The organism is Streptomyces fragilis, from assembly GCF_003112515.1.
GTDB lineage: Bacteria > Actinomycetota > Actinomycetes > Streptomycetales > Streptomycetaceae > Streptomyces > Streptomyces fragilis.
On sequence record NZ_BEVZ01000004.1, the window covers coordinates 722199 to 742976 of the forward strand.

The window sequence follows — 20778 nt, forward strand, 5'->3', positions numbered from 1 at the left end:
GCGGGGCGGTCGGTGCCGGGTCGCCGTCCGCCCCGCCGCGTCGGGCGGGCCGGGCGGGGCCCTGGACTACTCCTTGGCGGAGGGCGCCGTGGAGGCGGGGGCGGCGTCGTCGGAGGCGGGGACGTCGGAGGAGGCGTCGGAGGAGGCGGCGGCCTCGTCCTCACGGCCCACCATCTTCGCCCGCTCCATGTGCTTGTTCATGGACTTCATCAGCCCCCACACCGCCAACGCCATCACGGCGAAGACGATGAACCCCAGCACACCGGGCGTGACCTTGTTCTCGTCGAATTCCTCCGCGGCCAGAACCAGGAGGCTTGCGCTTGCGCTCATGTCAGCCATTCTCCCGGACCCCGGCGAAGAGGTCCGACTCGGGGATGGAGGTCTCCACCAACGACTTCGCGAGCTCGTAGTCCTCGGTGGGCCAGACCTCCCGCTGCAGGTCCAGCGGGATGCGGAACCAGCCGCCGTCGGGGTCGATCTGCGTGGCGTGCGCGATCAGCGCCCGGTCCCGCGTCTCGAAGAACTCGCCGCACGGCACGAACGTGGTGAGCGTGCGCTCGACCCGCTCGAACTCGTCCCACCGCTTGAGCCAGTCCCCGTAGGGGGACTCCAGCCCGCGCGACTCCATGGCCTCGTGCAGCGCGACCGTGCGCGGCCGGTTGAAGCCCTGGTTGTAGTAGAGCTTCACCGGCTGGTAGGCGGGCCCGTACTCCGACTCCGGGTACTTCTCCAGGTCGCTCGCGCCCTCGAAGGCCACCATCGTGATCTTGTGGGTCATGATGTGGTCGGGATGCGGGTAGCCGCCGTTCTCGTCGTACGTGGTGACGACCTGCGGGCGGAAGGACCGGATCTGCCGCACCAGCTCGCCGGCCGCCTTGTCGACGTCCTCCAGCGCGAAGCACCCGTCGGGAAGCGGCGGCAGCGGGTCGCCCTCGGGCAGGCCGGAGTCGACGAAACCGAGCCACGCCTGCTTGATCCCCAGGATCTCCCGCGCCGCGTCCATCTCCTTGCGGCGGACCTCGTGGATGTTCTCCTCGATGTACGGGTCGCCCTGGAGCTTCGGGTTCAGGATCGAACCGCGCTCACCACCGGTGCAGGTCACCACGAGGACGTCGACGCCCTCGGACACGTACTTGGCCATGGTGGCGGCGCCCTTGCTCGACTCGTCGTCGGGGTGGGCGTGGACTGCCATCAGTCGCAGCTGCTCGGTCAAGGCTCAATCCTCAGAGATCGGTCGGCGCCCGGGCGGCGCACACGCGTGCGCGGGCGGTCCCCGGTGCGGGCGGGTACCATCCGCGCCTTCTATAGTGACGGAATCGGGGGACGAATGATTCCGGGGTCCGGACACGACGCTCCGCCCCCGCCCGAGAGGACCGATCATGAGCACGGCGAAAGCCCAGCAGTCCACGGGGCAGTCCGCGGGGCAGCCCACGGGCTCCCGGCCGCCCGCCGGCCGTTACGGCCGCGCCGCGGACGCGGAGGCGGACCGCCGCGCCGACCGCACGCTGAAGATCGTGGGCTCGGTCCTCGGCGCCCTGCTGATCGCCGTCGTCGCCTGGTTCGGCTTCTACCACGTCGGCGGCAGCGAGATCAGCGGTCAGATGATCACCTTCAGGACCGCCGAGGACTCCGTCCGGGTGGAGCTGGAGGTCTTCAAGGACGAGGGCGTCACGGGCTACTGCACGGTCCGCTCCCAGGCGGAGAGCGGCGCCGAGGTCGGCCGCGCCGACTTCCGTTTCGACGAGGACTCCACCCGCGTCCACAAGACGGTCACCCTGCGCACCACCAGCCGCGGCACCACCGCCGAGCTCCTGGGCTGCCACACCGGCTGAGCTGCCGGGCCTTCGTGCCGTCCGGGCGACTGCGACCGGGCGGCCGCGGCCCGTCGGCCGCCTGGCATTTCTCCTCCCACTTTCGCGGCGCGATTGTTAGGCTCGTGGTTTCGCCCACCCATGAGGGACCATTCTTCTGGGTAGGGCGTTGCTTTGTATTTCCAGTACGGACGAGGAGCACCTGTGACCCAGACCAGCGAGAACGTCACCTGGCTCACCCAGGAGGCGTACAACAAGCTCAAGGACGAGCTTGCGTACCTTACTGGTCCTGCGCGCACCGAAATCGCCGCCAAGATCGCGGCCGCGCGCGAAGAGGGCGATCTGCGGGAGAACGGCGGCTACCACGCCGCCAAGGAGGAGCAGGGCAAGCAGGAGCTCCGGGTGCGGCAACTCCAGCAGCTGCTGGAGACGGCGCAGGTCGGCGAGGCGCCGGCCGCCGACGGCGAGGTCGCTCCGGGCATGCTCGTCACGGTCGCCTTCGACGGCGACGAGGACGACACCCTGACCTTCCTGCTCGCCTCCCGGGAGTACGCCAGCGAGGACATCGAGACGTACTCCCCGCAGTCCCCGCTCGGCCGCGGCGTGATCGGCCGCACGATCGGTGAGGACGCGGAGTACGAGCTGCCCAACGGCAAGAAGGCCTCCGTGCGCATCCTGAAGGCCGAGCCCTACAAGGGCTGAGCCGCGCAGGCGTGCCGCGCGGTCCCCGCGCAGGACACGGAACCGAACGAGGAGGACCCCCTGGCGCCGAGCCCGGGGGTCCTCACGTTGTGCGCGCCGTGCGCTCCCTGCCGTGCGCGGGACCACGGAGGGCAGGTCAGGCGGACGGTCAGACGGTGGCGGACCGGTACTTGCGCACCGACAGCGTCCGGAAGAGCACGATGATCGCCACCGAGTAGATCAGCGACGCCCACACCGGGTGCTGCATCGGCCAGGCGTCGGAGGTGGACTGCCCCGGGTTGGCCCACAGCACCCGGCAGGCCTGCACGATCGCGCTGAACGGGTTCCACTCGGCGATGTGCCGCAGCCAGGGCGTCATGTTGGAAGGGTCGACGAACGCGTTGGAGATGAAGGTGACCGGGAAGAGCCAGATCAGCCCGCCGTTGGTGGCCGCCTCCGGGCTGCGCACCGAGAGGCCGATCAGCGCGCCGATCCAGGTGAACGCGTAGCCGCAGAGCAGCAGCAGCCCGAACCCGGCGGCCACCCGCAGCGGGTCGGTGCTCCCGTTCGTGCCGACCCGCCAGCCCAGCAGCAGGGCGACCGCGACCAGGATCAGCACCGTGAGCGCGGTCTGCACCAGGTCGGCCAGCGTCCGCCCGGTGAGCACCGCCCCGCGCGCCATCGGCAGGGCGCGGAACCGGTCGATCAGCCCCTTGTGCATGTCCTCGGCGATGCCCGCGCCCGCGCCGGCGGTGGAGAAGGTGACGGTCTGCGCGAAGATGCCGGCCATCAGGAAGTTCTTGTAGGCCTCGGAACTCGTCGAGCCGCCGACCTTCAGGGACCCGCCGAACACGTAGGTGAACAGCACCACGAACATGACCGGCTGGATGAGCCCGAACAGCACGATCTCGGGGATCCTGGTCATCCGGATCAGGTTGCGCTGCGCCACGATCACCGAATCGCGCCACGACTGCCGCACCCGGCCGCCGCGGCTCGTGACGGGCCGGCGTCCCTCGGCCTGCGTGACGGCGCTCATCCGGTTGCCTCCTCGGTAAGGGCCGCCTCGGCCATGTGGCCGGTGAGCGAGAGGAACACGTCGTCCAGCGTCGGGCGCCGCAGCCCGACGTCGTCCAGCTCGATGCCGCGCGCGTCGAGCTCGCGGATCACCTCGGCCAGCAGCTTGGGGCCGCCGCTCACCGGGACCGTCAGCTTGCGGGTGTGGTCCTCGACGGCGAGTTCGCCGAGCCCGTACGCGCTCAGCACCGTGGCGGCCTCCGGCATCAGCTCCCTGGCGCGGACGATGACCTCGATGCGCTCCCCGCCGGTGCGGGACTTCAGCTCGTCGGAGGTGCCGCGGGCGATCACCCGGCCGTGATCGACCACCGCGATGTCGTGGGCGAGGTGGTCCGCCTCCTCCAGGTACTGGGTGGTCAGCAGCAGCGTCGTGCCGCCGGAGACCAGATCCTTGATCACGTCCCAGAGCTGGAGCCGGTTGCGGGGGTCCAGGCCGGTGGTCGGCTCGTCCATGAACATCACCGGCGGACGCACCACCAGCGCCGCGGCCAGGTCGAGGCGGCGGCGCATGCCGCCGGAGTAGTTCTTGGTGATCCGGTCCGCGGCGTCGGTGAGGTGGAACTGCTCCAGCAGCTCGTCCGCGCGGGCCTTCGCCGCGCGGCGGCCCATCTGGTAGAGCCGCCCCACCATCACCAGGTTCTCCCGCCCGGTGAGGTACTCGTCCACGGCGGCGAACTGACCCGACAGGCCGATGTTGTGCCGCACCGCGTCGGGGTCCTTCAGCACGTCGATCCCGGCGACGACGGCGTGCCCGGCGTCCGGGCGCAGCAACGTCGTCAGGCACCGCACGGCAGTCGTCTTCCCCGCGCCGTTGGGGCCGAGCAGCCCCAGCACGGTCCCCTGGGGAACGTCCAGGTCGACGCCGTCCAGCGCCCGCACGTCCCCGAAGGTCTTGACCAGCCCTTCCGCCCGAATGGCCCCCGGCATACCGCCTCCGGCCCCGCTCGACGACAGTCGTCCGCCTCCGAGCGTAGGTGCGCCCGCCCGCTGCCGCGCGCCGGACGGGGCGGCACGGGTGGGCCGGGGGCGGCACGGGTGGGCCGTCCCTCGCGTGGGGCGTTCCGTGCCGTGGCGCGCGCCTCGGCCGGCGGCATCCTGCGCCGGCCCGCCCGCCGCCGGGGCGGGCCCGAGCAGCGGGCCGTGGCGCGCGCATCGTCCGGCGGCCCCACACGCCGTCACCGCGACGAGGTCTTCGCCCGTGACCCGTTACGCTCGGTGCACATGAGTGACACCCACTTCAGCGAGCACTTCGAGACGCTGGCGATCCACGCGGGCAACACCGCCGATCCCCTGACCGGCGCCGTCGTTCCGCCCATCTATCAGGTCTCCACGTACAAGCAGGACGGCGTCGGCGGCCTCCGCGGCGGCTACGAGTACAGCCGCAGCGCCAACCCCACCCGCACCGCCCTAGAGGAGAACCTCGCCGCGCTCGAGGGCGGCCGCCGAGGTCTCGCCTTCGCCTCCGGCCTCGCCGCCGAGGACTGCCTGCTGCGTACCCTGCTCGCGCCGGGCGACCACGTGGTCATCCCGAACGACGCCTACGGCGGCACGTTCCGCCTGTTCGCCAAGGTCGTCTCCCGCTGGGGCGTGGAGTGGTCGGTGGCCGACAGCAGCGACCCGGACGCCCTGCGCGCCGCGATGACCCCGAAGACCAAGGCCGTCTGGGTGGAGACCCCCTCCAACCCGCTCCTCGGCATCACCGACATCGCCGCCGCCGCGCAGATCGCCCACGACGGCGGGGCCCGCCTGGTGGTCGACAACACCTTCGCCACGCCGTACCTCCAGCAGCCGCTGGCGCTCGGCGCGGACGTGGTGGTGCACTCGCTCACCAAGTACATGGGCGGCCACTCCGACGTGGTCGGCGGCGCGCTGATCACCGCCGACCAGGAGCTGGGCGAGGAGCTGGCCTACCACCAGAACGCCATGGGCGCGGTGGCCGGCCCGTTCGACTCCTGGCTGGTGCTGCGCGGCACGAAGACGCTGGCCGTCCGCATGGACCGCCACTCGGAGAACGCCGCGAAGGTCGTCGACATGCTGAGCCGTCACCCCAAGGTGACGAAGGTCCTGTACCCGGGGCTGGCGGAGCACCCTGGGCACGAGGTCGCCGCCAAGCAGATGCGGGCGTTCGGCGGCATGGTGTCCTTCCAGGTCGCCGGTGGCGAGGAGGCCGCGGTGGCGGTCTGCGACCGCGCCAAGGTCTTCACCCTGGGCGAGTCCCTGGGCGGTGTGGAGTCGCTGATCGAGCACCCGGGGCGCATGACCCACGCCTCCGCCGCGGGGTCCGCCCTCGAGGTCCCCGCGGACCTCGTGCGCCTCTCCGTCGGCATCGAGAACGCCGAGGACCTCGTGGAGGACCTCCGCCAGGCCCTGGGCTAGGCCTCGCCGGGGCGCGAGGGCCGAGCCAGGTCCTCGCCGGGCCGTGAGGCCTAGCCGGACCAGGTCTTCGCGGGGCCGCGGGGCCTGAGCCGGGCCAGGTCCTCGCCGGGCCGTGAGGCCTAGCCGGACCAGGTCTTCGCGGGGCCGCGGGACCTAGCCGGACCAGGTCTTCGCGGGTCCGCGGGGCTCGGGCCGAGCCAGGTCCTCACCCGGCCGCGGGGCCCGGGCCGGGGGAACCGACGGTGCTTGCCCACCGGGTTCACCTGCCCCGCGCGGCTCCCGCACACGAGTCCACCGGGCCCGTCTCCCTCCGGGGGGCGGGCCCGTCGGGCTCAGGGGCACGGGGGCTCGGAATCGCCGGGGTCGGACCCCGGAGGCTCAAGGCCGCCGGGCTCAGGCCCCGGAGGCTCAAAGCCCGCCGGGCTCAGGCCCCGGAGGCTCAACGGGGCGGCCGGGCGGCTCCCGGTGAAGACCGGCCCCGTGCCCCGCTACCCCCAGGCCCCCTGCCCGCGGAGGGCCACCGCGACGAGCACCCCCACCCCGAGCAGCACAGCCACCACCCCCGCTCCCCGCACCACCCGCGACCGCCTCCGCAGCCGCCGGCCCTCCGCGAGGGCCCGCTCCGGCAGCCCCACCGGCGTCGCGGGCAACCGCACCGCTCCCAGAGCCCGCCGCGCCGCTGCCTCGCACTGCGGTCCGGTCCCGGCCGCGAACCCACTGGCCGCCCGTGTGGTCAGGGCCTCCACCCGACCCGGCGTGAGCCCCAGCAGCACCCCCGCGCGCTCGGGGTCGATCTCCTCGTGGAGCCGCAGCACCAGCACCAACCGGGCCAACGGCCGCAGCTCCGCCAACGGCGCGAGGTCACCGGCCGAACCGGGTGGGACAGCACCGCTCCGGTCGCCCCGGTCACGCCCGCTGCCCTGGCCACGCCACCCGTCCCGGACGCCCCGCCGGAAGCGAATGCGCCGCAGGTACCCCCGCGTGAGCTCGGCCCGCGCCAGGTCGTACGGGTCCTCCCCGTCCATCCTCCGACCCCACCGGGCACAGGTCCGCGCCAGCGCCTCCGCCAGCAGCCGTCGCGCCGACGGGCAGTCCCGCGGATCCTCGGCGGTGAACAACGTGGCCGTGCGCAGCAGCCGTCCGCCGGACGCCGCGGCGAAGACCCGGAACTCCTCCTGGCCCCACCCTCCACCGACTCCGAGAGCCGTCACATCCGCCCCCTCCCCCGGTCACCCGCCCCTCAGGCACCGCCCGTCCGCCCCCGCGGAGCCGCGGCCTCCGGGACCGCCGGGGCCCGCGGGGACCTCAGGACCCGGAAGGCTCCGCCGGCCCGCGCGCGCCGCCGAGGCCGCCCCCCGCCTGGCCCGCCATCCGTTCCGACAGCGCGTCGTTCATCCGCGTCAGCAGCCCGCAGAAGGAGTGCCGCTCCTCCTCCGACCAGTCCTCGGTCAGCTCCGCCATCAGCTGCCGCCGGGACGCACGGACCTCCTCCAGCCGCGCCCGCCCGCGGGGCGACAGGTCGAGCACCACGGCGCGGCCGTCCTCCGGGTGCGAGGTCCGCCGGACCAGGCCGGCCTCGACCAGGGGCGCCACCTGGCGGGTGACCGTGGAGGAGTCGATGCCCATCCCGGCGGCCAGCGCCTTGACCCCCATCGGGCCTTCCTGTTCGAGACGGTTGAGAAGCAGGTACGCCGCACGGTCCATGGAGTCGCGCAGCCGTCCGACTGCCCCCAGCCGGGTCTGCTCGGCGCGGCGCGCGAACAGGGCCATCTGGTACTGGAGCGACTCGAGGAGACCGTCGTCGTCGGTGGTCGTCACGTCCATCGACTCCATCGAGATGTCGGGTGCAGTGGGCATGGCCGGAAGCTCACTTCGATCTGGGCCGGTGATGGGGGACAGGCTACGCGGACTCGCACCGGTGCGTAATGAGCCTGTGGAAAACCTGTCCCCGCAGCGTCAGGCCCTGGGCACGACCGGCCACGGTTTTCCACAGGGCAGGTGGCGCTCGAGTTCTCCCTGCGAGACTGGCCCCATGAATCACCGCACATCCGCGGCTCCGTCCCCCGTCACGCTCGACGACGTACGCGGCGCCCAGAAGATGCTCTCCGGCATCGCGCGGGTCACCGGCCTGGAGGGCAGCAGGTACCTGTCCCGGCTGGTGGGCGCCCCGGTGCACCTGAAGTGCGAGAACCTGCAGCGCACCGGGTCGTTCAAGCTCCGCGGCGCCTACATCCGGATCGCCGGCCTGCTCCCCGAGGAGCGCGCGGCCGGCGTGGTGGCCGCCAGCGCGGGCAACCACGCGCAGGGCGTCGCCCTGGCCGCCTCGCTGCTCGGCGTGAAGGCGACGGTCTTCATGCCGAAGGGCGCCCCGCTGCCCAAGATCAGCGCGACCAGGGAGTACGGCGCGGAGGTCATACTCCACGGCCAGGTGGTCGACGAGACCATGGCCGCGGCGATCGCCCACGCCGAGGAGACCGGTGCGGTCTTCATCCACCCCTTCGACCACCCCGACGTGATCACGGGGCAGGGCACGGTCGGGCTGGAGATCCTCGAACAGTGCCCCGAGGTCCGCACCATCGTGGTGGGTGTCGGCGGCGGCGGTCTGGCCGCCGGGATCGCGGTCGCGGTGAAGTCCCTGCGCCCGGACGTCAGGATCGTGGGCGTGCAGGCCGAGGGCGCGGCCGCCTACCCGCCCTCGCTGGCGGCGGGCCACCCGGTGGCGGTGCCCCGGCCGGTGACGATGGCCGACGGCATCAAGGTGGGCCGGCCGGGCGAGGTGCCGTTCGCCCTGGTCAGCGAGCTCGTCGACGAGGTGCGCACGGTCGGCGAGGATCAGTTGTCGGCTGCGCTGCTGCACTGCCTGGAGCGCGCGAAGCTGGTGGTGGAGCCGGCCGGCGCCAGCCCGGTCGCGGCCCTGCTGGCCGACCCGCGGTCGTTCCGGGGCCCGGTGGTGGCGGTCCTGTCCGGCGGCAACGTGGACCCGGTGCTGCTCCAGGGCGTCCTGCGGCACGGCATGACGGTGCAGGGCCGCTACTTCGCGGTCCGCGTCCGCCTCGACGACCGTCCGGGCTCCCTCGCCACCCTCCTGTCGGTCCTCTCCGAGATGGACGCCAACGTCCTCGACGTCAGTCACCGCCGGACCGCCCCGCGCCTGGGCCCCACCGAGGCGGAGGTGGAGGTCCACCTGGAGACCAAGGGTCCCGAGCACTGCGCCGAGGTGCACCGGGCGCTGCGCGCCGCGGGCTACGCCATAGCGGACTGACCCGGTCTCCCGGCCCGCGCGGACCGCGCGGCCGGACCGCCCCAACCGCCGGCCTGCCCGCCCGGCCGGACCGACTCGCCCCCGGACCGGGCACCGGGCGGGCGCCGGGCCGCCCAGGTCACCCCCACATTGGCCCCACCCCCACCCCGTCTGGTTCGCTGGTGGCATGGAATTCATCTGGGTGCTCTTCGCCGTCGCCTTCCTCGGCTTCGTCGTCGCGTCGATCTACCGCCGCAGGAACGCCGGCGGCATCGCCCTGGCACGCCCGGGCGACCCCGACGCGGCCGACCCGGCGGCGTACGGGTTCCTCCGCCAGGAGGACCTGGACGTCCGGCTGCCCGGCCCGGACCAGGACCTGACCGACGTCCTGGACCTGGTGCAGCGCACCCAGGACTACCGGGCCGCGGCCCAGCTGCTGGCCGGTACAGAGAAGGAGGGCGAGGCCCGCTGGCAGCGCGTGCAGGCCTTCGCGGGCGCGGCCTCGCTGGAGCTCGCCCACAAGCCGGCCGGCGACCCGTCGCAGACGCCCGGCGGCCAGTGGCTGCGCGTGTGGCGCACCGAGCAGCCCAAGGACGCGGGCGGCGCGGCCGTGCACGCGGAGTTCCTGGTCCAGCAGGCCTGGCGCACCTCCACGCCCGGCAGCGACGAGTTCCGGATCATCATGGAGGAGGCCAGGGAGGCCTGCGGCCAGGCCGCGCTGCTCGCCCCCGGCGACCCCGTCCCGTACCTCACCGAGCTGTCGGTGGCCCGCGGGCTCGGCTACTCCCGTGAGGAGTTCGAGCAGCTCTGGCTCAAGGTCCTGGACCGCGCCCCGCACCACATGGGCGCCCACCTCGCCGCCCTGCACTACTGGTGCGAGAAGTGGTACGGCTCCCGTGAACTGGCCTACTCCTTCGCCGAATCGGCGGCCGCCCGGGCCCCCGAGGGCTCGCTCCTGTCCGCGCTCCCCCTGTTCGCCGTCTTCGAGCACCTGCAGGAACTGACCCTGGTGGCGAGCCTGTACGAGAGCGAGGTCGTCACCAAGGCGATGCACGGCGCGCTGTACGCGGCGGGCCGCGCCCGGCCCGACGACGCGGTCCTCCCGCACGTGCGTCACCTGCTGATCTGGTTCCTGGTGAACGCCTCCCGCTGGTCGGAGGCGATGGGCCAGCTGATCCACGTGGACGGCCACGTGGGCGCGCTGCCCTGGACGCTCAGCCAGGACCCGGCCGCCGAGTACGCCGTCTACCGTGCCCTCGCCGTGGCCGGCTTCGAGGCCAACGGCGGCACCCCGGCGTCGCTCCTGCACTGACCGCAGCGCCGCCCCGGGCACTCCGGAGGCACCGGGCCGACCGGCGGTGCCACGGCACCGGCACCCGTCCGTCGCCCAGGTCGCCGTCCGTCGCCCACAGGTTGCCGTCCACCGCCGCCGCCCCGAACACCTTTGCGGTTCGGGGCGGCGGTGCGTCATAATCCGCATCCCCCACACGGCCCCGGCCGCGCCTTGTCATGCCCTTTTCCAGCCGCTTTTCCCCTTTGCTCCTCCTCGTTGCCCTCTTCCAGTGATGTGTAGGGAAGCTCCATGAGTTCCACACTGCGGGCCGTCCGCGCCCTGATCCTGCTCGCGGGATTCCAGTTGCTCAGCCTGGTCCTGCTCGGCGTCCTGGCGGCCATCGACTGGGCGGCGGTCTACGCCCCCAGCAGCGTGACCACCAAGGTCTGGCTGGTCTCGGTCGTGCTCGCGGTTCCCGTGGTCCGAGGCATGTTCATGCTCCGCCTGCCGGACATCGAGGAACCCCCGGGCGTCCCGCTCACCGAGGAGGCCGAGCCCCGGCTGTGGGCCATGGTCCGCGAACTGGCCGCCGCCGCCGGGACCCGTGCCCCGGACACCATCATCCTGACCGCCGAGGTCAACGCGTCCGTGATGGAGCGCCCCCGGCTCGGTGGCCTGCTCCCCGGCCGCCGCAGCCTCCACCTCGGCCTGCCGCTGCTCACCGGCCTGAGCGAGGCCCAGTTCCGCTCGGTGCTCGCCCACGAGTACGGCCATTACATCGGCGGCGACACCCGCCTCGGCCCGATCGTGGCCCGCGGCCGCCTGCAGATCCGGCGCACCATCGCCCACTTCCACGAGAAGGCCGACAAGAAGGTCGCCCAGGAGCGCGCCGAGCAGGAGAAGAAGTCCGCCCGCCGGGTCGCCAAGGGCAAGAAGGCCAAGGAGGTCGACACCACCGGTGCCGGCGCCACCTACCGGGCCATGGCGAAGATCTACACCTGGTACGGCACGTTCTTCCTGCGCGCCTCGCAGTCCACCGCCCGTGCCGAGGAGTTCGCCGCGGACCGCTCCGCCGCCCGCCTGGCCGGCCGCGACGCCACCGCCTCCGCCCTGCGCGAGATCCCGGTGCTGTCCTCCGCCTACGACTTCTACCTCGAGTCGTACGCCACCCTGGGCCTGGACGCCCGCACCATGCCTCCGCACGGCGCCTTCTTCGGCGGCTTCGGCGACCTGCTGACCGCCCGCGAGCTGCAGCTCGCCGACATGCGCGCCGAGCTTCCCGTGCAGCAGCTCTCCCCGTACGACTCCCACCCGCCGATCGGCGAGCGCGTGCGCGCCGTCGAGGCCCTGCCGGACGACGGCCGCGCCGACGACGGCCGCGGCTCCGCCCTCGGCCTGTTCACCGACCCGCGCGCCCTGGCCGCCGCGCTGGAGCCCGCCGTCCTCGCCGAGGAACTCCTGGGCTTCCGCCGCGCCGAGGACTGGCCGGACGTCCTGCGCTCCGGCATGACGGCCCGCCTCGGCGAGCTCGACACCCCGCTGCACCGGGCCCTCGCCGTCTACACCAAGTCGGCGGCGACCCTGCCCGCCCTCCTCCAGGTGATCGACGAGGGCCACCTCTGGCAGCTGGCCCGTCGCCTCCCCCTCTCCGAGGAGGCGTCCGCCGCCCAGGGGCGCGCCTTCCGCGAGTTCGTCCGCCCCTCGCTCGAAGGCATCCTGCGCACCTGGGTGATCTCCGAGCTGAGCAAGCAGGGCCTGCTGGACTGGGAGTTCTCCTGGACGCAGGCGGCCACCGTGGTCCTGCCCGGCGGCGACCCGGAGGCGGCGGGAGAGGCGCTCGACGCCGCCGTCACCGCCGCGCTCGCCGACGTGCCCGACACCGCGCCGCTGCGCGCCCTGCTCCCCCCGACGCCCGCCGAGACGGGCACCGGCACCGACATCGAAAGCGTGTGATGACCGTACTGCTCTGGATCCTCGGGATCCTCGCCCTGCCCGTGGTCGCCTTCGGCCTCTACCTCGGGTTCGTCTTCGTCAAGACATTCATCAAGCACGACCCCGACGCGCCCGACGAGAACGCGGGCGCGGAGGCGGCCGCGAAGCTCGGACTGCTCCCCGCCGGCCGCCTCGACCTGGACCGGCCGGGCGCCGCGGACCCCGCCGCCGAGGCCGTCCTGCAGGCCGTCCGGCGCGGTGACTGGGAGGCCGGTGCCCGGTTCCTGGCCGAGGCGGGCCGGGACTGGGAGGAGCGCGGCCGACGGGTGAGCATCCTCGGCCACGAGGCCGCCAAGGAGGACGCCTGGCTGCTGGCCTGGCGCGCGGCCCGCCCCGGCGACGCGGACGCCGCGCTGGTCAACGCGGAGTCGATGATCTACCTGGCCTGGGAGATCCGGGGCAGCATGCAGGCCAAGAACACCACCCGCGAGCAGTTCGACGGCTTCCACCGGGTGCTCGCCCAGGCCCGGGAGGCCTGCGCGGAGGCCCAGGCGCTGGGCGGGGACGACCCGAACCCGTACGTGGTGGAGATGCCGCTGGCGATGGGCCTCGGCTACTCCCACAAGGACTTCAACGACCTGTGGGACCAGGCCGTCGAGCGCGCCCCGCACCATCTGGGCGCCCACCAGTCCGCGCTGCAGTACTGGTGCGCCAAGTGGCGCGGCTCCCACGAGCTGGCCCTCTCCTTCGCCCGCGAGGCCGCGGCCAAGGGCGCCCCCGGCCAGCTGCTGACGCTGGTCCTGCTGGAGGCCCACTTCGAGTTCGAGTTCGCCCACAAGGACCTCGACGAGGACGAGTACTACAAGCGCCCCGAGCTGATGAAGGCGGTCGACGCCGCCCTCCTCGACCTCGCCGCCGCCGCTGCCGAGGCCGGCGACCCGAAGGCCCGGCGTCTGCTGCCGATGCGGCACATGCTGGCGTACATGCTGTACTGGCAGGACCGGTACGAGGCCGCGATGGAGCAGTTCAAGCTGATCGACGGCCACATCGGCACCGCCCCGTGGACCTACCTGGCCGGCAAGCCGCGCTTCGCCGAGCGGTACACCGCGATCCGCGACTTCACCGCCGTCCGCGTCCTGGAGGCGGCGGAGGCCCACACCGCCACCGCCTGACCCGGCCGCTCCCGCGGCACGGCCCCGTCCTCCACCCCGGCGGACGGGGCCGCGCCGTTTCCAGGGCGGGACGAGGAATCCCCGGCCCGTCCCACGCGTTGTACCGGCGCACCCCTCCGGCGGGCCGCTGGCCCACCGACCCCCACCCGACCCGGGAGGACCCCATGCTCTTCGGCCGCACGACGCCCGTGATGGTCACCGCCGACCAGGCCCTGCCCGGCCGCGCCGCGCCGGTCCTCACGCCCGAGGCCGCCGGGGCCCACACCGTCCTCGGCACGCCGCTGTTCGACCACCCCGAGGGCATGGCCGTGGCCGACTTCGCCCTCGGCTGCTTCTGGGGCGCCGAGCGCAAGTTCTGGCAGCTCCCGGCCGGTGTGTGGACCACCCTCGTCGGCTACCAGGGCGGCTTCACCGAGAACCCCACCTACGAGGAGGTCTGCTCGGGCCTCACCGGCCACACCGAGACCGTCCGCGTCGTCTACGACCCCGACGTCCTCTCCTACGAGGCCCTCCTCAAGACCTTCTGGGAGTCCCACGACCCCACCCAGGGCTACCGCCAGGGCAACGACGTCGGCACCCAGTACCGCTCCGCCGTCTTCACCCACACCCCCGAGCAGGCCGCGGCCGCCGAGGCCTCCCGCGCCGCCTACCAGCGGGTCCTCACCGAGGCCGGCTACGGCACCGTCACCACCGAGATCGAGCCGGCCGCCGCCCACCCCTTCTACCCGGCCGAGCTCTACCACCAGCAGTACCTCTCCGACGCCAAGAACCCCAACGGCTACTGCGGCATCGGCGGCACGGGCCTGTCCTGCCCGGTGGGCGTGGCCCCGGCCCCGGACGCGAGCTGAGAGGCGCCGCGTCGCCCCTCCGTCACCGTCGTGCCGGCGTCCCAAGGCCCGTCGGCACGGGCGCGGGCACGGCCATGCCCTCGCCCTCACCGGGGAGACGGGCCTGGTCGGCCCGGGCCAGGCACTCCGGGCACCGTTCCGGATCCGACCCCCGGTAGCCGCGGTCACAGTCCTCGCAGTTGCGCAGCGGGTGCCGCTCCGGCAGCCGCTCGACGACGGCGGAGGGACGCCGGGGCAGCGGCGGGGGCAGATCGGCGTTCAGCCGGTACGCGACGAAAGCCGCAGGCCGCCGCAGCCCTTCCTCCGGGAGCCCCGTGAACAGGGCTCGCCGCACCTCCCCGCAGGTGACGTCACGCTCCAGCCAGGCCACCACCCCGGGCGTGAGGTGTTCGATCTCGCCCGAGGAGAACCGGAGCTCGGACACGTAGGACCTCAGCCCGGTGAGCAGCTCGACGGCCCGTCGCACCAGGTCCGGTCGGGACAGCCACGGCTGCGGCACGGGCGGCAAGGGCTTGCGCTCCTTCGCACCGCATTGCCCGGGGGGCGGCACGGTCCGCGACTGCGCGGGCGCGGACGCGGGCTGCGGCTCGGCGGCACTCGGCCCCCAGACCGGCGGAGCCTCCGCCGTGCCGGTCGCGGCGACCCTCGCATCGGCGGTCGTGGCAGCCTCGACCGCCCGGGGACGGCGCGACGACGCGGGCCGGTTCTCCCCCGCCCCCTCCTCGCGGACCTCCGCCCTCTCGCCGCGGGCCGCGGCCTCCGGGTTGTTGCAGAACACGGTCCGCGTGAGGATCCGGCCTCCCGCGCCACGGATCTTCTCCCGCCGCAGGTAGCCGTGCTCCACCAGCTCCCTCAACGCGGCAGCGATGCGCAGCGCGCCCTCGGGCCAGCGCTTGGCCAAGGTCTTGATGCCGATGGGCGAACCCGGTGGCAGCGACTGGATGTGCACCGCCAGCCCGACTGCCGTCAACGACAGCGACCGGTGCTGGGCGACGTGATTGCCCACGACGGTGAACTGCTTGGCGTGCCGGTGGATCTCCTGCACCACGCCGCCGCACCGGGCGGCGTCAAGAACGCGCCCGCTAAGATGCCCTTTACCCATCAGGAAGTTCGGCCTTCCTCGGTGGTCAGACCCTCGTCCGGGATTGCCGTCCCGGCGGGGGTCGTCTCATGTCTGCGGTTGTCTGAGCAGAGCGTAAGCCCGCGATCCACCCAACCCGGCTCCTGGGCGGGCATATTCACTCACCCGTGTGAGCACCGCGCCGGGCCTCGCCGCGCCGGGGAGGCGGGAGGGGCTTGGCAGGCCTTCTTTCCTCCCAGGTCTTTCGGTAGTTGGAGCATCCCGCACCACCAGAACCCAGCCACCCGGGTCCCGGTTACGTGCGTCCCAGGAGCGAGGGGGCGCGGAGGCTCCGGCCCGGCGACGGACCCGACGGGTCGTCAACTCGGGCGCAGCCGCAGCCAATGCACTTGTACGCTGCAAGCATGAGTGGGGCGGGAGAGCAGGGACGCAGGGCCTGGTCGTTCCTGGTGGCCGGCGAAGCCCGGCAGTTCCAGGGCAACACCGGATACGACGACGTGCTGGAGGAGTCGTACAGCTACGACTCGACGGTGGGCAACCACAAGCAGGTGGCCGCAGGTGATCTGGTGGTGGTCCGGGACGGACGGGCAGCCCTCGGGGTGGGTCACCTGGAGCGCGTGGACGTTCTGGGGCTCGGCGAGAAGGCGCGGCGGCGGTGCAGGAACCCGGACTGCCGGGACACCGGGTTCAAGGAGCGGAAGACCAAGCCCGTCTCGGAGCGATACCTGTGCAGCCGTTGCGGCTGGGTGTTCGAGGACCCTTGCATCGAACTCCTCGAGGTGACCAACTTCCGTGCCCACTACGGCGCCACGTGGCAAGCGCTCGAAGGTGGCCTCGGCAAGGACGAACTGGAGCCCCTGTACCTGCACCGGTCCAAGCAGCAGTCGATCCGGGAGATGGACCGGCATGCCACGCTGGCGAAGCTGGCTGCGTACGGAATACGGCTCCCCTCCCCCAGCGAGGCAGCCGACCGCCGACGACACCCCGGTCGGCTCCCCGGTGGCCATCGCCGTGCCGAGGCAGCCGTGCGGCGCGGACAGGACGCCTTCCGGCAGGCGCTGATACGCGAGTACGGCATGATCTGCGCAGTCACCGGCCCCGCGCCGGCCGAGGCCCTCCAGGCCGCACACCTCCGCCCGTTCGCCGCACACGGGGTCCACCGGGTGGAGGAAGGGCTGATGCTGCGGGCCGACATACACAGCCTGCTCGACAACGAACTCCTGGCCATAGGGCCCGATCTGAAGGTTCACGTCGCCCCGAACCTGCTGGGTTACGACGCGTATCGATCACTGCACGGCACGCAGGTGGACATCCCGGAGAACGCACCGTTGGACATGGAGATCGTCAGGCAGGCCTACGAGAAGGCCACTGCCACCTGGTGAGCACCGTCACGTGCTCTGTGCGGCGTCGCCCCTCTTCGGCCTGTTGGTCCCAGAGCCCGAGTAGCCGCGTTCGATGTCCTGGACCGTGCCGCTGGACACCCCCAGCAGGGCGGCGATTCTCCGGTACGGCACAGCCTGTGCGCGCAGGTCGAGCACGACCTGTCGCCGCATTCCCTTCAGCCGCCTGTTGCGTTCCGCTTGGTCCTTCAGCAGACGGCTGACCACCCTGGCCCGCGCCAAGGGATCGCTCATCCGCTCGACGGCGTCCAGTGCACTGAAGACGCGTTGCGCCTCCTCCTCGATCGCGTCGACCGAGTCCTCAGGCATGCCGGTTCCTTCGTTCGGGCACGCCGCTTGAGCTGAGCGTAAGGGACCCCTTACGTTCAGCTCCGAGCAGCATGCGCGCTGCCTCGTCACAGCCCCGCTCGTGTGGACGCACTCCTCCGGGACTGCCAACACCGCGGAGCCTGGTGGTCGCACACCAGGCTCCGCGCAACCCCGGCTCACGTGGTCGCACACGCCGGCCGGGCTGCCAGTCCCTGCTACGAACAGGACCTGACCATGGCGCATCTTCCCATCCCCAGCCCCGCCGAAGCGGCCGGGCGCACAAACCCGGGAGCCAGGCGCAGCACCCCCGGCGCCCTCCCCCGCGAACGCGTCTCCGCCGTGCACGCGTGGACGCACGTCATGGCCGCGTTGTTGCTGGCCTCACGACCGGACGACGGCTTCGGCGAGGCCGACCGGGTCGAGCTGGCGCGGCAGTTGACGGGTGGGTGGCCCCCGTACCGTGAGCTGCTGCTCGCCCGGACGCCCGCGCTCGCCGCACCCACCACCCGCGCCGCCTACGCGCGGCGGTTGCTGGCGCTGAAGGCCGGACGGCCGGGTGACCCTCCGGTCGCCCGGCCGGCGAGGCCCGCCGCCCGGATCCCCGGCCCGCGCGCCGAGGCCCGGCGGAACGGGCTCCTGTGACGGCCCCCGCACGGCCCGGCGCCGCCGTCTCCGTCACCCTCACCGGCCCGCACGTCCGCGCAGCCCACCTGGCCCTCGCCGCCGAGACCCGGGCGCGTATGGCTGCGGCGGAGGCGGCCGCGGACGCCGCGGAACGGGCCCGGGCAGCGGTCGTGCGGGCGCGTTCCTCCGTCGCCGACCGCCTCACCGACTGGGCCGGCGGGCGCGCGAGACGTGAGCGCGCCGCGGTCCTCGCCCTGGTCGCGGAGGGCACGGTTCTTGAACGGGCGGAGGTGCGGGACCTGTTCGTCGTCCAGGACCCGACGACGGGCACGGCCTCCTGCGACTGGGAGCGGCTGACCCGCTGGCTGTACTACCCCACCATCAGCCGTGAGGACCGCGCGTTCCTGTACTGCGTGCTGTCCCTCGCCGGCCGTGCCCCCGTCGTCCTCGGCGCGCTCGTCCCGGAGCTGGGCAAGAGGCGCGCGGCCATCCTGCTGAGCGCCCTCGGCACCCTCGCCGGGACGTGCGGGACCTGACGGCAGCGGCCCGGGCTCAGCTGTGGCGCAGTGCCTCGCGGTACTCCCGCAGCCGGGGAGTGCGGACGGCGGGGAGACGGGCCAGGGTGTCGCGGAAGGCGCCGCCGTGTGCCCTCAGCGGCCACCGAGGGAGCGGTGGCAGCGGGTAGTCGTCGCGCAGGACGCCCGGCGGGAGGACCCCGCTCGCGGGGAGCGGCGAGGTCTCCCCCGGGAGGGCGAGGTAGGCCCAGACACCGCTGTCCAGCGGCACCACGGGCCCCTCGTCCCCCGGCGCCCGCCAGGGCTCGCCCGTGAGCGGGTGCCGAGGGACGAGGAGGACGTCGGGACGGGGCTGCGGCATGCCGGTCCCCGGTCCGGCCAGGCCGACGGAACGGGGAGCCGGCCCGGCCGGGAGGTGCTGGCCGACGGCGTGGTCCAGCAGGTCGGCGACGGGGCCGGCGGGAAGGGTCACCGGGCGGGCCTCGGTGACCGCCATGAGGTGGGCGAGGGCGACCCCGACCGCCGCCTCCCAGCGGCGGCTCCACGATCCGTCGGGTTCGACGGGCGGGACGCGGTGCTCGGCATGCAGCAGGTCGTCCCAGCCTGGAGGCGGCACGGCCGGTGATCCCGGCGCGGGGCGGCGGACGACCGCGTCGGGCTCCAGCCACACCGTCTGCCACATCCCGCAGTCGTCCTCGCGGGTCGCCACGGCACGCCCGCACCCCTCGCACGCCAGGTTGGGCCCGGTCCGGCCGTCCACGCCCCGGCAGTAGCCGTCGCACTTCTCGGGGATCAACCGCATGCCCCGGGAGTCGCCGGGGGCGATGACGACCCTGTTCCGCGCACCGAAGGAGAGCGAGCACACCGGCGCGTACACGCCCTGCCGGGCGGCCTCCTCCTCCCCGACCTCCTCCCACCGTCGCCAGGGCGTCCCCGTGGGCCGCGGGTCGACGGCGTAGGTCGCGGAATCCATCAGCGGGGGATGGAGTTCCTCCCATGCCCCGCAATAGGTGTGCACGGGGAGGGCGGCCCGGGACACCGGCGCCGTCAGCTCCGCGCCGCACCCGGCGCACACGAACACGTCCAACCAGGCTCCCTCTCGCCGCGGCCTGCGGTCCCCGGCGGATTGTGTCCCGCACCCCGGCGCGACTCCACCGGTTTTCGTGCAGGGCACCGTCGTGCGCGCATGTGTGGCGTGGCGGGGTGAGCCGCGAATGTGTCGCCGTGGCTGCACATGCGGGACTCACCTGGGACACAACCGCCCCATCCCGCACCGGGCAGGCGGCCACCGGCTCGGACTCGGCCCCGTACGGCCCGGTGCGGGTCAGTAGCCGCGCCCCGTCGGGACCGCCAGGGCGGGGGTCTGCCCGGTCCGCAGGGTGCGCCAGCAGGAGAGGAGGTCGGTGACGACGTCCTCGTCCGTGGTGGGGCCCGAGGTGTGGGAGGTGACGGTGGTGCGGGGCAGGTGCCAGACGGGGTGGTCGGGGGTGGCCGGTTCGTCGGGGAGGACGTCGAGGACGGCGGAGCGGACGGCCCCCGACGACAGCGCCGCCTCCAGTGCCGCCAGGTCGACCGTCGCGCCCCGGCCGATGTTCAGGAACGTCGCGCCGCGCATCGCGTCGAGGCGGCGTGGGCCGAAGAAGCCGCGGGTGGCGGAGGTGAGGGGGAGGACGTCGACGACCCAGCGGGCGTCGGGGAGGAGGGCGTCCGCGTCGGGGACCGTCGCGCGGCCCGCCTCCACCACGCGGATGCCCGCGCCGCGCAGGTAGTGGGCGACGCGTGAGCCGATGCGGCCCGCGCCGTAGACGAGGGCCAGTTGGCCGGCGGCGAGTTCGGTGTCGCGGCGGGACCAGTCGGCGCGGTCGTGGGCGGCGAGGAAGTCGGGGACGCGCTGGCACTCGGACAGGGCCCAGCCGAGGACGTACTGGGCCATGCGGTCGCCCATCCGCCCGACCGTGCGGGTCAGCAGGACGTCGGCGGGCCAGGCCCTCTGGTCCGCACCGCCCTTCAGCAGCGCGTCCACGCCGGCGTTGACGCTGTGGAACCAGACGACGCGTTCGCCGCCCTCCGTGAAGGCGGGCCGCCGGGCGCCCACCCGGATCACGGGGGCGTCGGCGGAGGCGGGGCCACGGGTGACGGGGCGGCCCAGGGCCTCGGTGAGCGCCGCCCGCAGGGGGTCGGAGACCTCGTCCCCGGCGACCACGACCGCCCGGTCCAGTTCCCGCGCGGCCTCCGCCGCGACGACCCCCACGGCCTGATCCGCCGCCCGTTCCGCACCCATGCGTGCCTCCCACATCGCCCCTTGGCCTTCCGGTGACCCGGCCCCGCCTGCCCTCAGGTCCGCCCGGGCCTCGTCCATGGCCCCGTGGGGGCCGCCCAGGCCTGGTCCGGGGTCCCCAGGGTCCGCTCACGCCTGGGGACATGGGTCCCCAGGGTCCGCC

The 20778-nt window shown here is 73.5% G+C and carries 21 protein-coding genes; 11 read left to right on the top strand and 10 right to left on the bottom strand.

All coding sequences use genetic code 11. The features are described 5' to 3' along the window. Window positions 1-66: 66 nt before the first annotated feature. Both Sfr03f_RS16435 and mca read right to left on the bottom strand, forming a co-directional pair. On the bottom strand, window positions 67-339 hold the full coding sequence (locus Sfr03f_RS16435; protein WP_108954635.1) for a hypothetical protein: 273 nt from the start codon (window positions 337-339) through the stop codon (window positions 67-69). Next, on the bottom strand, window positions 332-1213 hold the full coding sequence (gene mca, locus Sfr03f_RS16440) for a mycothiol conjugate amidase Mca (RefSeq protein WP_108954636.1): 882 nt from the start codon (window positions 1211-1213) through the stop codon (window positions 332-334). Before mca ends, Sfr03f_RS16435 begins: the two co-directional genes overlap by 8 nt. Before the next feature lie 166 nt (window positions 1214-1379). On the opposite strand from mca, the gene Sfr03f_RS16445 reads away from it, so the two are divergent. Together Sfr03f_RS16445 and greA are read left to right on the top strand one after the other, a co-directional pair. Beyond that, window positions 1380-1832, top strand: a complete 453-nt coding sequence (locus Sfr03f_RS16445) for a DUF4307 domain-containing protein (RefSeq protein WP_108954637.1) — start codon at window positions 1380-1382, stop codon at window positions 1830-1832. A 183-nt stretch (window positions 1833-2015) separates the two neighbouring features. After that, a complete protein-coding gene (gene greA / locus Sfr03f_RS16450; protein WP_108954638.1) occupies window positions 2016-2513 on the top strand; it encodes a transcription elongation factor GreA in 498 nt (165 codons plus the stop codon). A 148-nt stretch (window positions 2514-2661) separates the two neighbouring features. Here greA and Sfr03f_RS16455 read toward each other — a convergent pair whose 3' ends face one another. Further along, a complete protein-coding gene (locus Sfr03f_RS16455) occupies window positions 2662-3528 on the bottom strand; it encodes an ABC transporter permease (RefSeq protein WP_108954639.1) in 867 nt (288 codons plus the stop codon). Next, window positions 3525-4493 (bottom strand): ATP-binding cassette domain-containing protein, encoded by a 969-nt coding sequence (locus Sfr03f_RS16460; RefSeq protein ID WP_108954640.1) that lies wholly within the window; start codon window positions 4491-4493, stop codon window positions 3525-3527. The genes Sfr03f_RS16455 and Sfr03f_RS16460 overlap by 4 nt, the downstream gene beginning before the upstream one ends. A gap of 294 nt (window positions 4494-4787) precedes the next feature. On the opposite strand from Sfr03f_RS16460, the gene Sfr03f_RS16465 reads away from it, so the two are divergent. Beyond that, a complete protein-coding gene (locus tag Sfr03f_RS16465) occupies window positions 4788-5942 on the top strand; it encodes a cystathionine gamma-synthase (protein WP_108955026.1) in 1155 nt (384 codons plus the stop codon). Between the two features lie 488 nt (window positions 5943-6430). On the opposite strand, the gene Sfr03f_RS16470 is transcribed toward Sfr03f_RS16465, so the two are convergent. After that, window positions 6431-7153: a SigE family RNA polymerase sigma factor gene (locus Sfr03f_RS16470; protein WP_174721595.1), complete on the bottom strand. Its 723-nt coding sequence runs from the start codon at window positions 7151-7153 to the stop codon at window positions 6431-6433. A 94-nt stretch (window positions 7154-7247) separates the two neighbouring features. Beyond that, complete coding sequence (locus Sfr03f_RS16475; RefSeq protein WP_108954641.1) at window positions 7248-7799, bottom strand: MarR family winged helix-turn-helix transcriptional regulator; 552 nt, start codon at window positions 7797-7799, stop codon at window positions 7248-7250. Between the two features lie 175 nt (window positions 7800-7974). Between Sfr03f_RS16475 and ilvA the strand changes: the two genes are divergently transcribed. The 5 genes from ilvA (at window position 7975) to msrA (ending at window position 14408) form a co-directional block, all read left to right on the top strand. Continuing rightward, window positions 7975-9204, top strand: coding sequence for a threonine ammonia-lyase (ilvA, locus tag Sfr03f_RS16480; RefSeq protein WP_108954642.1), 1230 nt, complete (start codon window positions 7975-7977; stop codon window positions 9202-9204). Between the two features lie 166 nt (window positions 9205-9370). Further along, complete coding sequence (locus Sfr03f_RS16485; protein ID WP_108954643.1) at window positions 9371-10495, top strand: hypothetical protein; 1125 nt, start codon at window positions 9371-9373, stop codon at window positions 10493-10495. A 270-nt stretch (window positions 10496-10765) separates the two neighbouring features. After that, a complete protein-coding gene (locus Sfr03f_RS16490) occupies window positions 10766-12409 on the top strand; it encodes a M48 family metalloprotease (RefSeq protein WP_108954644.1) in 1644 nt (547 codons plus the stop codon). Further along, entirely contained in the window at window positions 12409-13560 is a 1152-nt protein-coding gene (locus Sfr03f_RS16495) for a hypothetical protein (RefSeq protein WP_108954645.1), read from the top strand. Before Sfr03f_RS16490 ends, Sfr03f_RS16495 begins: the two co-directional genes overlap by 1 nt. Before the next feature lie 164 nt (window positions 13561-13724). Next, window positions 13725-14408, top strand: coding sequence for a peptide-methionine (S)-S-oxide reductase MsrA (gene msrA / locus Sfr03f_RS16500; protein ID WP_108955027.1), 684 nt, complete (start codon window positions 13725-13727; stop codon window positions 14406-14408). A 22-nt stretch (window positions 14409-14430) separates the two neighbouring features. Here the strand turns inward: msrA and Sfr03f_RS16505 are convergent, their stop codons facing one another. After that, the gene (locus Sfr03f_RS16505; RefSeq protein WP_174721596.1) at window positions 14431-15456 is read right to left on the bottom strand and encodes a helix-turn-helix domain-containing protein; all 1026 of its coding nucleotides are present in this window, start codon (window positions 15454-15456) and stop codon (window positions 14431-14433) included. Between the two features lie 437 nt (window positions 15457-15893). Here Sfr03f_RS16505 and Sfr03f_RS16510 point away from each other — a divergent pair, with 437 nt between their 5' ends. Then, window positions 15894-16871: an HNH endonuclease gene (locus tag Sfr03f_RS16510; RefSeq protein ID WP_108954646.1), complete on the top strand. Its 978-nt coding sequence runs from the start codon at window positions 15894-15896 to the stop codon at window positions 16869-16871. A gap of 6 nt (window positions 16872-16877) precedes the next feature. Here the strand turns inward: Sfr03f_RS16510 and Sfr03f_RS16515 are convergent, their stop codons facing one another. Next, entirely contained in the window at window positions 16878-17198 is a 321-nt protein-coding gene (locus tag Sfr03f_RS16515; protein WP_108954647.1) for a helix-turn-helix domain-containing protein, read from the bottom strand. 234 nt (window positions 17199-17432) lie between these two features. Here Sfr03f_RS16515 and Sfr03f_RS16520 point away from each other — a divergent pair, with 234 nt between their 5' ends. Together Sfr03f_RS16520 and Sfr03f_RS16525 are read left to right on the top strand one after the other, a co-directional pair. Further along, on the top strand, window positions 17433-17840 hold the full coding sequence (locus tag Sfr03f_RS16520; protein ID WP_159105657.1) for a hypothetical protein: 408 nt from the start codon (window positions 17433-17435) through the stop codon (window positions 17838-17840). Continuing rightward, on the top strand, window positions 17837-18358 hold the full coding sequence (locus tag Sfr03f_RS16525; protein WP_108954649.1) for a hypothetical protein: 522 nt from the start codon (window positions 17837-17839) through the stop codon (window positions 18356-18358). Before Sfr03f_RS16520 ends, Sfr03f_RS16525 begins: the two co-directional genes overlap by 4 nt. 16 nt (window positions 18359-18374) lie before the next feature. Here the strand turns inward: Sfr03f_RS16525 and Sfr03f_RS16530 are convergent, their stop codons facing one another. Together Sfr03f_RS16530 and Sfr03f_RS16535 are read right to left on the bottom strand one after the other, a co-directional pair. Further along, a complete protein-coding gene (locus tag Sfr03f_RS16530) occupies window positions 18375-19424 on the bottom strand; it encodes a hypothetical protein (RefSeq protein WP_108954650.1) in 1050 nt (349 codons plus the stop codon). Between the two features lie 237 nt (window positions 19425-19661). Next, on the bottom strand, window positions 19662-20618 hold the full coding sequence (locus Sfr03f_RS16535) for an NAD(P)-dependent oxidoreductase (protein WP_108955028.1): 957 nt from the start codon (window positions 20616-20618) through the stop codon (window positions 19662-19664). Between the last annotated feature and the right edge of the window lie 160 nt (window positions 20619-20778).